Annotated in this window: 13 protein-coding genes and 1 other RNA gene; 7 read left to right on the forward strand and 7 right to left on the reverse strand. The window is 30.0% G+C overall.

The annotated features are described in order from the left end of the window. Nucleotides 1–199: 199 nt before the first annotated feature. The 5 genes from BTO16_RS02020 to BTO16_RS02040 form a co-directional block, all read right to left on the reverse strand. Nucleotides 200–1,432, reverse strand: coding sequence for a HEPN domain-containing protein (locus tag BTO16_RS02020; RefSeq protein ID WP_105020003.1), 1,233 nt, complete (start codon nt 1,430–1,432; stop codon nt 200–202). 150 nt (nt 1,433–1,582) lie between these two features. Then, nucleotides 1,583–3,409 carry an ABC transporter ATP-binding protein gene (locus BTO16_RS02025; protein WP_105020004.1) on the reverse strand — a complete coding sequence of 609 codons (1,827 nt, stop codon included), beginning with the start codon at nt 3,407–3,409 and terminating at the stop codon, nt 1,583–1,585. Further along, complete coding sequence (locus BTO16_RS02030; protein ID WP_105020005.1) at nt 3,409–5,124, reverse strand: phospho-sugar mutase; 1,716 nt, start codon at nt 5,122–5,124, stop codon at nt 3,409–3,411. The genes BTO16_RS02025 and BTO16_RS02030 overlap by 1 nt, the downstream gene beginning before the upstream one ends. Before the next feature lie 44 nt (nt 5,125–5,168). Next, on the reverse strand, nt 5,169–6,125 hold the full coding sequence (locus tag BTO16_RS02035) for a glycosyltransferase family 2 protein (RefSeq protein WP_105020006.1): 957 nt from the start codon (nt 6,123–6,125) through the stop codon (nt 5,169–5,171). A gap of 70 nt (nt 6,126–6,195) precedes the next feature. After that, nucleotides 6,196–6,717: a DUF4199 domain-containing protein gene (locus tag BTO16_RS02040; protein ID WP_105020007.1), complete on the reverse strand. Its 522-nt coding sequence runs from the start codon at nt 6,715–6,717 to the stop codon at nt 6,196–6,198. A gap of 175 nt (nt 6,718–6,892) precedes the next feature. On the opposite strand from BTO16_RS02040, the gene ffs reads away from it, so the two are divergent. Further along, an RNA gene (gene ffs, locus BTO16_RS02045) (signal recognition particle sRNA small type) lies at nt 6,893–6,991 on the forward strand. Between the two features lie 106 nt (nt 6,992–7,097). Further along, nucleotides 7,098–7,901 carry an SDR family oxidoreductase gene (locus tag BTO16_RS02050; RefSeq protein WP_105020008.1) on the forward strand — a complete coding sequence of 268 codons (804 nt, stop codon included), beginning with the start codon at nt 7,098–7,100 and terminating at the stop codon, nt 7,899–7,901. A 3-nt stretch (nt 7,902–7,904) separates the two neighbouring features. On the opposite strand, the gene BTO16_RS02055 is transcribed toward BTO16_RS02050, so the two are convergent. Further along, the gene (locus BTO16_RS02055; RefSeq protein ID WP_105020009.1) at nt 7,905–8,927 is read right to left on the reverse strand and encodes a hypothetical protein; all 1,023 of its coding nucleotides are present in this window, start codon (nt 8,925–8,927) and stop codon (nt 7,905–7,907) included. 183 nt (nt 8,928–9,110) lie between these two features. Between BTO16_RS02055 and fsa the strand changes: the two genes are divergently transcribed. The 3 genes from fsa to BTO16_RS02070 all read left to right on the forward strand — a co-directional run bounded on the left by fsa (nt 9,111) and on the right by BTO16_RS02070 (nt 12,155). Next, the gene (gene fsa, locus BTO16_RS02060; protein ID WP_104809591.1) at nt 9,111–9,764 is read left to right on the forward strand and encodes a fructose-6-phosphate aldolase; all 654 of its coding nucleotides are present in this window, start codon (nt 9,111–9,113) and stop codon (nt 9,762–9,764) included. 277 nt (nt 9,765–10,041) lie between these two features. Then, nucleotides 10,042–11,700: a 2-succinyl-5-enolpyruvyl-6-hydroxy-3-cyclohexene-1-carboxylic-acid synthase gene (gene menD / locus BTO16_RS02065; RefSeq protein WP_105020010.1), complete on the forward strand. Its 1,659-nt coding sequence runs from the start codon at nt 10,042–10,044 to the stop codon at nt 11,698–11,700. Then, a complete protein-coding gene (locus BTO16_RS02070) occupies nt 11,700–12,155 on the forward strand; it encodes a S1 RNA-binding domain-containing protein (protein ID WP_105020011.1) in 456 nt (151 codons plus the stop codon). Before menD ends, BTO16_RS02070 begins: the two co-directional genes overlap by 1 nt. A 1,130-nt stretch (nt 12,156–13,285) precedes the next feature. On the opposite strand, the gene BTO16_RS02075 is transcribed toward BTO16_RS02070, so the two are convergent. Further along, nucleotides 13,286–14,443, reverse strand: coding sequence for an alpha/beta hydrolase-fold protein (locus tag BTO16_RS02075; protein ID WP_105020012.1), 1,158 nt, complete (start codon nt 14,441–14,443; stop codon nt 13,286–13,288). A 70-nt stretch (nt 14,444–14,513) separates the two neighbouring features. Here BTO16_RS02075 and BTO16_RS02080 point away from each other — a divergent pair, with 70 nt between their 5' ends. Next, a complete protein-coding gene (locus BTO16_RS02080) occupies nt 14,514–15,353 on the forward strand; it encodes a 1,4-dihydroxy-2-naphthoyl-CoA synthase (RefSeq protein WP_105020013.1) in 840 nt (279 codons plus the stop codon). 155 nt (nt 15,354–15,508) lie between these two features. Then, on the forward strand, nt 15,509–16,378 hold the full coding sequence (purU, locus tag BTO16_RS02085) for a formyltetrahydrofolate deformylase (RefSeq protein ID WP_105021474.1): 870 nt from the start codon (nt 15,509–15,511) through the stop codon (nt 16,376–16,378). Nucleotides 16,379–16,431: the final 53 nt, after the last annotated feature.

Consider the following 16,431-nt stretch of genomic DNA (forward strand, 5'->3'; position numbering starts at 1 on the left):
GTTTATAATATGAATTAAGGCAATATCAGTTCGAGTGATTTTTGATAAAAAATTGTATTGAGAACATATTTGAGTATGATTAGTTGTGTGGTTAAGCACAAAAGTCAGCAAATATAAGCCTACTTATGAAAATTCGATAGGATTTTTGTAAGTAGGTTTTTACCAACAATTTTTTTACACGGTTTTGATAGCAGGCTTTTTATTCATTAAATGTATTTATAAATTCTTTTATTTCTGAAGATATTTCAGAATTTTCAATTATTCCTATTTCTCTTAAAAGTATTTCACGAATTACAAATTCAAGTAAATCGTTAGCTTTATAAATTTCTTCTGTTTTTAGGCTTTTTTCCTTATGTTCTTCTTCAAGATGAGCGTGATAATTTCTTGTTATTTTTAGTTTTTCTGCAAATTTTTCAACATCCTCAAATATATTGTTAATGCTTGATTTTTCTAATAAGTTTTTTAGTCTCCATTTTAAAACTCCTTTTTTACTTACATTGTTTTTATGGTAGTTTTCTAAAATTGAAATATATGTTAGAAACTTGTTTTCTATTAAAACACCTTTTTGACCAAAAACACTAAAAAAATTTGAAATTGCAAGTTCTAATTTATCTTGTTTTTCAAACCATCTTGAAAAAATATTTTGAGATTGGTTTCTGAAAATTTCAAATTCAATTTTGTTATTTAAACTTGAATTAAGTTTATTTTGTTTTTTTATAACCTTATAATCTTTTTTATTCGTTGATCTAATTTCAGTATTTTCAAAGTAGAACGGTTCGAAAAGTAAAAGGTTAAATAGTCTTTCTATTGTAGTTTTTATTTTTGGTAATTCTTTTATTTCAAAATGTTTAGATGGTTCTATATTTATAAATACACTTTCATTAATAAAAGATTCTCTCCATTTTTTAAAACCTGATTTTGCTCTAAAGAATAAATAGATTTCATAATCTTTACTTTTAAATAATTCTATTATTTGAGGTTGTTTATAATATTGACTGACTTCAAATGATTTATTTTCTATATCTGATTTGAAATCAAAGCCTGAAATAGGTATCCAGTTGTCTAAAATATCTGCATTTAACATTACTATGCTATAATAGATTGATTCAATTTCTCGGTCATAAAATGGAGTAATTATTGTATTATTGGACTTGTATTTGAACTTAGTTAATGCTCCTAATGACTGATGTGTTTTATAAATGTTATGCAATTTAATTGAATATGTTTTTGATTTTTCATTACAATTTATGTAACCTAAAACTAAATCTAAATTATTCCATTTATTATTAACATTTTCATCAATGTCTAAAGATTCTAAAGATGTTATAATCGCAATTCCATTTTCATCAATAAATATAGTTGAAATTATTTTTCTTTCCTCTTTTCCTGGTATCCAAAATACACCTTCAAAATATTTATTATAATACTCCAATATTATTTAATTTATAGGATTTTCTTAGCTTGCTCCCAGATACTAATATAGAAACTAAATTGGTTTATTACAAACATAAAAAAAGCTTCAAATATTCCGTATGATTATTTTAAGCTTTTTTTAATTTTATAAGATTTTAAAATTCTAACGTTAAAAAGATTGCATAGAAACCAATTTGAAGTACTCGCCTTTTTTAGCAAGTAATTCTTCATGTTTTCCTTGTTCTACTATTTTTCCTTTTTTCATAACTGCAATAATATCAGCTTTTTGAATGGTAGAGAGTCTGTGTGCAATTACTAATGATGTTCTATTTTGCATCATTTTTTCTAAAGCAGTTTGCACCAATTGTTCAGATTCTGTGTCTAGAGCAGAAGTTGCTTCATCTAAAATCATTATTGGCGGATTTTTTAAAACCGCTCTAGCTATAGATAAACGTTGTTTTTGTCCACCAGAAAGTGAGTTTCCACCATCACCAATATTTGTTTTGAATTGTTCGGGTAAATCTTTAATAAACTCAAATGCATTTGCAATTTCTGAAGCTTCTTTTACTGCAGCTTCGGATGCATGCTCTGTACCAAGTTTGATGTTATTTTCTACCGTATCATTAAATAATATAGAATCTTGCGTAACAATACCCATTAAATCTCTTAAAGATTTTTTTGTAACATCTTTAATGTCAATTCCGTCCACAGTAATAGAACCTTTATTAACATCGTAAAAACGTGTAATCAAGTTTGCTAGTGTAGATTTTCCGCTACCAGATTGCCCAACTAAAGCAACAGTTTGCCCTTTTTTTAATGTCAAAGTAAAATCTTTTAAAACATACTCATTTTTATATTTAAATGAAATATTGTTAAAACAGATTTCTTCATTAAAATCAGCTTTTATAATTGCATCTGGTTTGTCTTTAATGCTGTTTTCAGTATTTAAAATTTGCATAATTCGTTCTGCAGAAGCTTCTCCTTTTTGAATATTGTAATAAGAGGTGGTAATTAATTTAATAGGATTTAAAACAGTGTAAAAAAGTACAATATAACCCATAAATTCATCTGGTTGTAAAGAACTTGTATTTGATAAAACCTCTGTTCCTCCGTACCAAAGAATCGCAATAATAGTAGCAGAACCTAAAAACTCACTCATTGGTGATGCCAAAGTTTGTCTATGAAAAACACTCGTCATTAAAGCTCTAAAAGTTTCTGTAGATGCATTAAACTTACGCTCAATAATTTTTTCTGAATTAAATCCTTTAATTACCCGTAAACCGGTTAAAGTTTCTTCAATAAATGAGAGAAAATTACCTGTTTCTTTTTGTGCTTTGGCAGAGTTTGCCTTTAATTTTTTACTGATGGATGAAATAATAAAACCCGAAACTGGTAATAAAATAAAAACAAAAAGGGTTAATTTAAAGCTCATAAAGAGCATAATTGAAATGGCAATAATTACGGTTAAAGGTTCTCTTACAATGGTTTCTATAGAAGTTAAAATAGAAACTTCTACTTCTTGTACATCCGAGGTCATTCTTGCAATAATATCTCCTTTTCTTTTTTCTGTAAAGTACGATATTGGTAATTCTACAATTTTATTATAGAGTTTGTCACGTATGTCTTTTACAATACCAGTTCTTAAAAAAGTAATAACATAAGATGCTAAATATCTAAATAAATTTTTTAAGAAAAATAGTGAAAGTGCCAACATACAAATAAAGAACAACGTATTTATTTGCCCTTCATTTTCAATTTTATCAGAAATGAAGTGATAGAAACTATCTTTTAAAAAGCCTCCAATCTTAGTAATTCCCTCATAAGTTGGTTTAGCAACTACCTCTTTATCTGTACCAAATAAAATTCCTAAAACAGGAATAAAAGCTAAAACTGATAAGACATTAAAAATAGCATAGAAGATATTAAAGAGTATATTTAAAAGTGTAAACTTTCTATACTTCTTCTCGTATTTTAAAATGTCTTTGAAATAATTCATTAATTCAATTTCATTTCTTCAATTATTCTTTGAATTTTAGCATCCAATTTAGCTTCAACACTTTTTGCATTTTTTACTGAGTCTAAAAGAGTATTCACACTAAAATAGAATTTTATTTTAGGCTCTGTTCCGCTAGGTCTCGCTGCAATCCTTGTTCCGTTTGCAGTTTGATAAATTAACACATTCGATTTTGGTAAATCAATTTTTGTTACTTCGCCAGTAATAATATTTTTCTTTGTTGATGCTTCATAATCAAAAAGTGATTCTACTTTTTCGCCATCAATTTCAGTTAAAGGATTGTTACGCATATCGCTTAACATTTGCTGAATTTCTGCAGCGCCGTCCATTCCTTTTTTAGTGATAGAAATTAAATGCTCTTTGTAAAAACTATTTTTAACATAAATATTTAGTAATTCTTCATAAAAAGAACTTCCATCTTGTTTTGCATAGGCTGCAATTTCACAAGCTAAAAGAGTAGCAGTAACAGCATCTTTATCGCGTACAAAATCACCAACCATATAACCAAAGCTTTCTTCGCCACCGCCAATAAAATCTAGTTCTGGAAAATCTCTTACCATTTTTGCAATCCATTTAAAACCAGTTAATCCAACTTTGGTTTCAACATTATAATTGGCAGCAACATCGTTTACTAATTCTGTTGAAACAATTGTAGAACCTACAAATTGTTTGCCGTTAAGTTCGCCTTCATCATTCCATTTTTTAAGTAAGAAATTGGTCATAACAACCATCGTTTGGTTTCCGTTTAATAACTTCATGTTTCCATCAAGATCTCTTACAGCAACGCCTAATCTATCACAATCAGGATCTGTACCAATAACGATATCAGCGCCAATTTTATTTGCCAAATCTGTAGCCATTGCTAAAGCCTCTGGCTCTTCTGGATTTGGAGATTTTACTGTTGGGAAATCACCATTAGGAACTCGTTGTTCTTCAACAATATGTACATCAGTATAACCCGCTCTAGCCAAAGTGTCTGGCACAGAAACAATAGAGGTTCCGTGTAGTGATGTAAAAACAATTTTTAAGTTATCTCGATTAATTTTATCAGACAAAGATCCATTTTTTACAGATGCATTTATAAAATCATCATCAACTTCTTTACCTATAATTTCAATTAAATCTTCGTTTGCCGTAAACTTGATTTCAGAAAAATCCAATGCATTTACGTTGCCTATAATTCCGCCATCATGAGGAGGAACAATCTGACCGCCATCTGCCCAATACACTTTATAACCATTATATTCTGGCGGATTGTGAGATGCTGTTAAAACAATACCTGCATCACAACCTAAATGACGAACTGCAAAAGACAATTCTGGAGTTGCACGTAAATCTTCAAAAAGAAAAACCTTGATTTTATTTGCTGATAAAACATCCGCCACAATTTTAGCGAATTTTTTACTATTATGTCTACAGTCGTAAGCAATTACAACCTTTAGTTGTTCTTTTTTTACGTTTTCTATTAAATAATTAGACAAGCCTTGCGTTGCTCTCCCTAAAGTATATTTGTTTATTCTATTAGTTCCTGCGCCCATAATTCCACGCATTCCACCAGTACCAAATTCCATGTCTTTATAAAACCTGTCTGCTAAATCACTAGAATTATTGTCGATAAGGTTTTTAATTTCTGATTGAGTTTCAGCGTCAAAGGTTGATGTTAACCATTGCTTTGCTTTGTCTAAAATATCTTTCATAGAGATTTAAATTTGTGTTGTTAAATAGGATACAAATATAGTATTTAGAAATTGAGTTTTTCTTTAATTGTATAGTGTTTTTCGTCGCTTTTTGTTTTTATTATGAGTTCACCAATAAAACCAGCTAAAAAAAGTAAAGTTCCTAAAATCATGGATGTTAGGGCAATAAAAAACCAAGGATTATCGGTAACTAAAATAGTTTTTGCACCACTATACATTTTATAAAGTTTAAAAGCACCAATGTAAAAAGCAGATGTAGTTCCAAATAAAAACATAAATGAACCCCAGAGCCCAAAAAAGTGCATAGGTCTTTTGCCAAATTTTGATAAAAATGAAATAGTTATTAAATCTAGAAATCCGTTTACAAAACGATCCATACCAAATTTAGTTTCTCCGTATTTTCTAGCCTGATGTTGTACAACTTGCTCGCCTATTTTTGTAAAACCTTCGTTTTTGGCCAAAACCGGAATGTATCTGTGCATTTCTCCGCTTACTTTTACGGTCTTTATAACTTGATTTTTGTAAGCTTTTAAACCACAGTTAAAGTCGTGTAATTTTAATCCGGATGTTTTTCTTGCTGCAGCATTAAATAATTTGGAAGGGATATTTTTAGTGAAAACATTGTCATAACGTTTCTTTTTCCATCCAGAGATTAAATCGAAATCTTTATCAATAATTAAGTTGTATAAATCGGGTATTTCTTCTGGATTGTCTTGTAAATCAGCATCCATCGTAATTACAACCTTGCCTGTAGCACGTTCAAAACCGGCGTCTAAAGCCTGACTTTTTCCGTAGTTTTTTTGAAAACGAATTCCCTTTACACTGTTATTATTTGCTGATAATTGACTTATAACACTCCAAGAACTGTCTGTGCTGCCATCATCAATAAAAATAATTTCATATAAATAACGATTGGATTGCATAACAGTTGCAATCCAATCGTGTAATTCTTTTAAAGATTCGTCTTCGTTAAGAAGTGGTATTACTACCGAGATATCCATATGCTTAATTCAAAGTTCAAAGTTTAAAATTTAAAAATTCAAAGTTCTAGATTTATTGATACTTTGAAATTTAATACGTTTCTTCTTCAGTTTTTTTCATCACTGCCGCAATAATTGCAGAAAAAACAAAACCTACAAAAGCAGAAAAAGCTAAAATTATTGCAGACACAATTGCTGGACTGTTAAATTTTTCAGCTATTTCAATAGAAGCTTCTATTTGATCAGAAGTTAATCCAGCATCTTCCCAAGCTTTTGCTTGGAAGTCCATTGCTTGTTGTTGAAAAGTTGGTTCTATTATATTTGTAAAAGCAAGCGTGTAAATTACCGTTAATACAGCACTAATCATTGTAATACCTAAACCAATTTTTACACCTTCGCCCCATGAAATAAAGCCAACATTTTCTTTTTTAAATTGTTTAATTCCCAAAATAATAAAAACAATCATAATAGCGTAAATAAGTACATTATTTAGCCATTGTAGTTTAAATACATTTCCAGAAGCCCATAAGACTAAATGAATTATGATTCCTATTACACCTAAATATAAACCATAGTTGAGTATAATGTTTTTACTGTTTGCTTGATTTTCCATTGTATTAAAATTTAATTAGTGTGACAAATATATCATTTTCATTTTTTATAGTTTTTATTTTAGCTAAAAGATTAAAAACTTAAAAACATCTTATTAGTATTCAACTAGTTAAAAATGTTACATAATTTTTTACATTTTTTTATTGATAAAATAAAAATAGATTGTAAATTTGCATCGGCAAGTCCTACACAACTAGCTCCCTTTGAATCCTCCAGGGTGGGAACACAGCAAAGGTATTAGGTTGTAGCAGTGTGATGTAGATAGCTTGCCATTTTTTTTGCTCTAAAGTTTCTTGTCAATCTCTTTAGTTTTCTTTATTTCTTAATTCTCTTTAAATTTATTTTTTGTTACTTCGTACCTTATAATTAGAAATTAATTTTATGTCTAAAGTAGTTTTAGTTACTGGAGCTTCATCCGGAATAGGAAAATCAATCGCTACTTATTTACACGAAAAAGGCTACAAAGTTTTTGGAACCAGCAGAAATCCTAAAAACACAGAAAATTTTTCTTTTCAAATGATTGCTTTGGACGTTTTAAAAGTAGAAACAATTGAAACGGCGGTTGCTTTTATCATCAAAAAAGAAGGAAGATTAGATGTGTTAATTAATAACGCAGGTATGGGAATTACAGGTCCAATTGAAGATACGCCAACGGATGAAATGAGAGCCGTTTTTAATACCAACCTTTTTGGAGCTATTGATGTAATGAAAGCTGTTTTACCGCAAATGCGTTTACAAAAACACGGAATGATTTTAAACGTAACCTCAATTGCTGGTTATATGGGTTTGCCTTTTAGAGGTTTGTATTCTGCAACAAAAGGTGCTTTAGAATTGGTAACAGAATCTATAAGTATGGAGGTTAAAAGTTTTGGAATTAACGTTGTAAATATTGCTCCGGGAGATTTTGCTACAAATATTGCTGCAGGAAGATATCACACGCCTATTTTTGAAAATTCTGCTTATAAAGAAAATTATCGAGCAAATTTAGATTTAATGGACTCGCATGTAAACGGCGGTATGAATCCTTTAGAAATGGCAAAGGCTGTGTATGATGTTATTAACACAAAAAAGCCTAATATACATTATAAAGTTGGCGGTTTTATGGAAAAATTTTCCATCGTTTTAAAACGTGTTTTACCAGACAAAATGTATCAGAAAATATTGATGAATCATTATAAATTGTAAAAATTAATTTGCAACCGAAACATGTTTAGTTTCTATTGGATTCAAATACGTTTCTAAAATTTCTAGATTACACTCAAGTGCATTGAACTTAAATTTTATCCAACCATAAAACTTTTTGTCACCAAAATTCATTTTTACAAGAAAATAGTCTTCTTTGTTGTTTTTTAGCGTGTTTTTATAAGTTAAATTATTGTTTAGAAAATAATTGTGCTTTTGGTAAGGAGCATCAAATTCATAAAAAACATCTAAAGTATTTTTAATATCTGTTAGATAAACTTTCGTGTTTTCAGTAGAAAAAGGAGCTTCAAAAATTATAGGATAAGGATTAGAACCACCTTTTAAAGCAAGTATTTCATTTTTTGTAGCGTCTGTTGATACTAGTTTTATTTTGTAAATATTAAATTGTGGCCTGTTGCCAATATCTCTATTTTTTTCATAAATTATGCTATAATCTGTTGTTCCATTTTTATCAACATCAATATTTAGAGGTAATTTAGTTAAAAGGCAATTAGAAAAATAAGTATAATTGGTCGCTTCAATTTCATAATCATCTTCATTAAATTCTACCCAAAACTTAACGGTATACGTTTGTTTATCATGATGGTCTTTATAAATTAATTGACCTGTAACTTTTTTATTTACTTCCCATTCATTTAATTTTAAGTCAAAAATTTGAATTTTTGTTACCGCCGAAATATCTGTAAATGAGCCATAATAGTATTTATAACCGTAATCTATCTGCAAACAATTTTCTTTTTTATTAAATACAAAAGTAAATGTTTCTGTTTCGCCATCTGTGCCCGCTTTTTTGGTGTAATTAATTTTCACAGAAGTATCTGTGTAACTTCCTTTCCATAAAACAGGGGCTACATTGTCTGTTATTACTACGTTATCAGCTTTAGATACGTCAACTTCGGATGTAATGCAAACAACTTTACCCTCAATTCTCGTTCCTACATTTAACTCTTCTTCACAAGAGCATACAATGAATAATAATAAGAAAATAACAATACTTTTAAAAGGCATAAAAAATAATTTTAACAAAGGTATTTATTTCTAATAAGGTAGGGCAATTAAACCATAACAAATAATTTTTAACCGTAATTATGAGCTATTAATTGATCGATGTTTAAAACTTGTAATTAATATTTTAAAAATTAAAAATCATTGTGGTTATCTTTGTAAAATATATAACTATAAATTAAAGAGATGAAATTTTTCATAGATACTGCAAATTTAGAGCAAATTAAAGAAGCGCAAGCTTTAGGAATTTTAGATGGTGTAACAACAAACCCGTCTTTAATGGCTAAAGAAGGAATTACTGGCGAAGCTAATATTATAAATCATTACAAAGCTATTTGTGAGTTAGTAGATGGCGATGTTTCTGCGGAAGTTATTTCTACAAATTTTGACGGAATGGTTAAAGAAGGTGAAGCTTTGGCGGCATTAAACCCTCAAATTGTAGTAAAATTACCAATGATAAAAGACGGAATTAAAGCGTGTAAATACTTTTCATCAAAAGGAATTAAAACAAATGTAACGTTAGTTTTTTCTGCTGGTCAAGCATTATTGGCTGCAAAAGCAGGTGCAACTTATGTATCTCCTTTTATTGGTCGTTTAGATGATATTTCTACAGATGGTTTAAACCTAATCTCTGAGATTCGTTTAATTTATGATAATTACGGATTTCAAACTCAAATTTTAGCAGCTTCTGTGCGTCATACAATGCATATTATTGATTGTGCAAAATTAGGTTCAGATGTAATGACAGGTCCATTAAGTGCGATTGAAGGTTTGTTAAAACACCCTTTAACAGACATCGGTTTGGCTAAATTTTTAGAAGATTATAAAAAAGGGAATTAAATAAAAGTTTTTAGTTATTAGTGTTTAGTTGTTGGTAGTTACTTAGAACTAAACACTAATAATTAAAATTTTAAAAATATTTTGAAGCTATTTCCTGCTTTCCGTTTTATCTTTTTTGAAAAAAAAAAGGATGTCACTTCAATCAGGGCTAAACTTATTTAGTAACTATTAACTTAATATAAATGGTTTTAGCTTGTTTTTTTTAGTTTTGAGTGTTCGCAAATAACTAAAAACCAACAACTAATAACTTTTCAAATCTTTTATAAAGATTTTAAAAATGTATCCAAAAAAAGAACTCGCACAAATGTTAATTTCGGCTTGTCATCAATTTGAGATTGATACAGTTGTTATTTCCCCTGGTTCAAGAAATGCGCCACTTACTATTGGTTTTTCTAATCATCCAGAAATTAAAACGTTAAGCGTTGTAGATGAGCGTTGTGCAGCATTTTTTGCTTTAGGTATTGCCCAACAAACTCATAAACCAGTAGCAATTTTATGCACTTCTGGTTCTGCTTTGTTAAATTATTATCCTGCAATTGCAGAAGCATTTTATAGTAACATTCCGTTGGTTGTAATCTCTGCAGATAGGCCAAAACATTTAATTGATATTGGCGACGGACAAACAATTCGTCAAGAAAACGTGTTTGAAAATCATATTTTATTTTCTGCTAATTTGGTGGAGAATGATAAGTTTAAAACGCGTAATTCTCAATTAATTGGCGAAGCTTTGCAGATTTCTGTTTCACAACAAGGTCCTGTTCACATCAATGTACCTTTTGATGAACCTTTGTATGAAACGGTAGCTGAAATGCAAAAATTTCATTTTCCGCATATTTCTATGAGTTCTTTGGATAATTCTCATATTAATTATGAAGCGTTTTCTAAAATTTGGAATGCTGCCGAAAAGAAAATGATTGTAGTTGGTGTTAATTATCCTGATACAGAGTTACACAAATTAATTGATTTTTATGCGGATGACGAATCGGTTTTAATATTAACAGAAACTACGTCAAACTTGCATCATAAAAAAGCAATTGATTCTATAGATCAACTTATTTTTTCTTTGGATGAAAATCAGTTTCAAGATCTAAAACCAGAAGTTCTCATCACTTTTGGCGGAATGATTGTTTCTAAAAAAATAAAACAATTTTTAAGAAAATATACACCAAAACATCATTGGAATATTGATCCTAAAAAAGCAGTAAATACTTTCTTTTGTTTATCAGAATTTATTCAAATAAAACCAGTAGATTTCTTTTCGAAGTTTAAAGATGTTGTAATAAAAAAAGAAAGTACTTATCAATCTAAATGGTTGCAAATTCGTGATGAAAAACGCGTAAAACATCAACAATACATATCAAAAGTAATACATTCAGACTTTAAAGTTTTTGGGCAAGTTTTAGAAAGTGTTCCTAATAATCGTCAGTTGCAAATTAGCAATAGCTCTATTATTAGATACGCACAATTATTTAGTGTAGCAGATAGTATTACCGTTTTTTGTAATAGAGGAACAAGCGGAATTGACGGCAGCACAAGTACCGCAATTGGAGCTGCATACACTAGCAAAAACCAGACTGTTTTTATAACCGGTGATCTTAGTTTTTTTTATGATAGCAATGGTTTATGGAATAAAAACATTCCGGTAAACTTTAGAGTTATTTTAATTAATAATTCTGGTGGCGGAATTTTTAAAATTTTACCAGGTCCAAAATTAACAAATGCATTGCAGTATTTTGTAACGCCTCATTGTTTAACTGCAGAACATTTGTGTAAAATGTATGAGTTTGACTATCAAAAAGCATTTTCATCAGAAAGTGTTACCAACGAATTAAAAGATTTCTATAAAACATCCGAAAGACCAAAAATTTTAGAGATTTTTACACCAAGTGCAGAAAATGATTTAATTTTAACCGCATATTTTAAAAATATACAATAATGGATTTACAAGAACACGACGATTTTGAAGAAGTAGAAATGAATTTGAAAGAAGGAGATAAAGTGCAATTGATCATTGAAACTGAATCTGCTTTGGGGTATACGGTTTTAATTAATGAAGAATTTGACGGTTTACTTTTTAGAAGTGAAGTTTTTCAGGAGTTAGAAGAAAACATGGAAGTTACTGGCTATATCAAAAATATTCGTGAAGATGGTAAAATTGATGTTTCTTTAAGACCACAAGGTTTTAGAAATGTTATAAATTCGGATGTAGATAAAGTGCTTGCAAGGTTAAAAAGTAGCAGAGAAGGTTTTATTTTAATTACCGATAAAAGCTCGCCAGATTCCATCCGTTTTCACATGAAAATGAGTAAAAAAGCATTTAAAAAAGCTGTTGGAAATCTTTATAAGCAAAAACTTATTGTTATTAAAGACGATAGAATAGAACTGGTTTAGTTTTCAATTATCAATTATCAATTATCAGTTAACAGTTGTCAGTGATCAGTTATCAGTTGTCAGTGATCAGTTTTCAATTATCAATTATCAGTGAACAGTCTCAGTTCACAGTATTCAGAAACAAACTGACTGAATAGTGTAACTGAACACTGCAAACTATTCAATTATCAGTTTTCAATAAATAGTCTCAGTTAAAAGTATTCAGAAACAAACAGACTGAATAGTGTAACTGAACACTGCAAACTATTCAGTGATCAGTTTTCAATGAACAGTCTCAGTTCACAGTATTCAGAAACAAACTGACTTAATAGTGTAACTGAACACTGCAAACTATTCAGTGATCAGTTTTCAATAGATAGTCTCAGTTCACAGTATTCAGAAACAAACTGACTGAATACTGCAACTGAACACTGCAAACTATTCAATTATCAGTTTTCAATAAATAGTCTCAGTTAAAAGTATTCAGAAACAAACAGACTGAATAGTGTAACTGAACACTGCAAACTATTCAGTGATCAGTTTTTAATGAATAGTCTCAGTTAAGAGTATTCAGAAACAAACTGACTGAATACAGCAACTGAATACTGCAAACTATTCAGTGATCAGTTTTTAATGAATAGTCTCAGTTCACAGTATTCAGAAACAAACTGACTGAATACAGCAACTGAACACTGCAAACTATTCAGTGATCAGTTTTCAATAAATAGTCTCAGTTCACAGTATTCAGAAACAAACTGACTGAATAGTGTAACTGAACACTGCAAACTATTCAGTGATCAGTTTTCAGTGAATAGTCTCAGTTAAGAATATTCAGAAACAAACAGACTGAATACAGCAACTGAACACTGCAAACTATTCAATTATCAGTTTTCAGTGAACAGTCTCAGTTAAGAGTATTTAGAAACAAACTGACTGAATACTGCAACTGAATACTGCAAACTATTCAGTGATCAGTTTTCAATAAATAGTCTCAGTTAAGAGTATTCAGAAACAAACTGACTGAATACTGCAACTGAATACTGCATACTATTCAATTATCAGTTATCAATGAACAGTCTCAGTTAAGAGTATTCAGAAACAAACTGACTGAATACTGCAACTGAATACTGCAACTGAACATTGCCAACTTTTTACCGTCCTCCAAGTCTTAAAATGTTTTCATAAAATGCATCTGCATTTGGATCTGAAGGATCCATTTTTCCGTAACCAATTTTGTATTGTTTTAGTGCTTTTTTAATCATTTTGCCAGTTTCATAATATTTGCCAATATAATAATCGCCTAAAGGAGAAGAAGGGAATAATTTTAAAATCATTTTGCCAAAATCGCGCAAACGATCACCGTTTTCTTTTTCCATAATGATATTTTCAATCGCATAAATATCATTTTTTCTGATGCCGAGGTCACTTCCAAATAAAAACTGAATTTCTAAATATTTATTTTCTAAATATGAAATTGCATCCAAAGGAGCCAGATCTTTAATATTTTTATCAAATTCTTCTTTAGTAATTCCAGAATAAACCTCAAAAACTTTTGTAAGTGCTCTAGGTATTGCTTCACTCATTGCAGAAACGGAACTAGAAGTGCTTATTACATCATTAATAACATTAAAATTTTTCATTTCTAAACCAGATAATCCCTTTTGAACTTGATCAATTTGAATTTGTTTATCAGCAGAAAATGACGTGGAATTATTAGTGTAAAAGTAAAAAGTATTGTCTTCTTTTGCGAATTTTAGTAGATTGTAAGACTGTAATTCAGAGCCAATAAAATCTGAAAAACTAGGATTTATGCAAATAAAAGAATTGATAAATGCAGTGTCTTCTTTCAAAAAATGTGTAATTAAATTAGCAGAATATCCTTGACCAACTAATGTAATAAAAGGCGAAGTTCGGTAAGTACTTTCCATATAAAACAAGACTTCATCTCTAATAAAGTTATAGAAATTTTGAGCGGTAGCAGTTAATTGTCCAGAATTGATATTAAAAGAAATGTCGGCTCCTTTGGTGTTTTCCATAGAAATTGAAACGACAATTTGTTTTGGTGCTTTGTCTTTTTTTGCAAATAAAACAGCGTTACCAACATAGGCGTCAAACAAATATTCTTCATCCAAAACAATGGTTAAAGGATAATTTTTAAGACTGTCTTTTTCATATCCTTCGGGAATATAAATACTAATATTTCTATCCGAATCTAAAAAAGTAGATTCTAAACTTTTTTGGATTGTTTTTTGCGAAAATCCGCAGAAATAAAAAAGAATAAATAATAATGTGAGTGAGTTCTTAATCATACGTTAGAATGTTTATTTTTGCAAGCAATGATCTTTTGTTCTGTTACAAGAACGTACAAAATACAAAAATATGATACAACCTGAATGGAAAACAGCTAAAGAATACGAAGATATTACCTATCAAAAGTGCAACGGAGTTGCAAGAATAGCGTTTAACAGACCAAATGTTAGAAATGCATTTCGCCCAAAAACAACAAAAGAGTTGTACGAAGCTTTTTATGATGCTGGCGAAGATGTAAATATTGGTGTGGTTTTGCTATCTGCAGAAGGACCAAGTACAAAAGATGGCGTGTATTCTTTTTGTTCTGGCGGAGATCAAAAAGCAAGAGGACATCAAGGATATGTTGGTGACGATGGTTACCACAGATTAAATATTTTAGAAGTACAACGTTTAATTAGATTTATGCCAAAAGCAGTAATTGCGGTGGTTCCTGGTTGGGCAGTTGGTGGCGGACATAGTTTACATGTGGTTTGCGATTTAACTTTAGCCTCTAAAGAACACGCAATTTTTAAACAAACGGATGCTGATGTAACGTCTTTTGATGGTGGTTACGGTTCTGCATATTTGGCAAAAATGGTTGGTCAAAAAAGAGCAAGAGAAATTTTCTTTTTAGGAAGAAATTATTCGGCACAAGAAGCTTATGATATGGGAATGGTAAATGCTGTTATTCCGCATGACGAATTAGAATCTACCGCTTATGAATGGGCGCAAGAAATATTAGAAAAGAGTCCGACTTCTATTAGAATGTTAAAATTTGCAATGAATTTAACAGATGACGGAATGGTTGGGCAACAAGTTTTTGCTGGTGAAGCAACACGATTGGCGTATATGACGGATGAAGCAAAAGAAGGAAGAGATGCTTTTTTGGAAAAAAGAAAACCTAATTTTCCTAAAAAATGGATACCATAGACAAGTAGGCAGTTTTTAAGCATTCAGTTGGCAGTCACAGTTTTCAGTTTAATAAGTGAATGTGTTTTTTGATTAACGTATAGAAATTAATAGAAATTCCAAATTACCCAGTTTGAAGTTCCTTCTCTTTGGGAAGGTTAGGATGGGCTGTTTTTATGAAATCACAAGTAGTAACTTTTTTAATAAAATGTCCTGATCAAAAAGGATTGGTGGCTAAAATTACTAATTTCTTTTTTGAAAAAGGATTCAATATTTTAAGTTGTCAGCAATATGTAAATTCTATTGAAGATACTTATTTTATGAGAGTTCGTTTAAATGCAGACGGAACAAATATTTCAAAAACTGAATTAGAAAAAAGTTTTTTAGAATTAGCAGCGCCTTTAGAATTTAATTGGTCTGTAAATTATGGCGATAAAAAGCAGAATGTTGCCATTATGGTTTCGCATACAAGTCATAATTTATACGATTTATTAGAGCGATCTAAAGAAGGTCGTTTAGATTGTACTATAAAAATGATTGTTAGTAATCATGATAAATTAAGATACATTGCAGAAATGTTTGGGATTCCTTTTCATTATTTACCCGTTACCAAGGAAACGAAATTAACCCAAGAAGCTCAAGTAATTGAGTTGTTAGATTCTAATGAAATCGATTTGGTAATTATGGCGAGATATATGCAAATCTTGTCTTCGGATTTTATCAATCATTATCCAGAGCGAATTATTAATATTCATCATTCTTTTTTACCTGCTTTTCAAGGAGCAGATCCATATAAAAAAGCATATGAAAGAGGTGTAAAGTTAATAGGAGCAACGGCACATTATGCAACAGAAGATTTAGATGAAGGACCTATTATTGAGCAAGATGTAAAGCCGGTAACACACGAAAGCACGCCAACAACTTTAAAAAGAATTGGTGCAGATATAGAAAAATTAGTATTGGCAAGAGCAGTAAAATGCCATTTAAACCATCAAATAATAGTTTCAGGAAATAGAGCAATTGTTTTTCCAGAAGCAGGGGAGTAAAAAAAAGTAAGTAGTATTTCAGTTGCAGTTGGCAGTCTATAAAAAATAAAATT

This window comes from Polaribacter glomeratus (genome assembly GCF_002954665.1).
GTDB lineage: Bacteria > Bacteroidota > Bacteroidia > Flavobacteriales > Flavobacteriaceae > Polaribacter > Polaribacter glomeratus.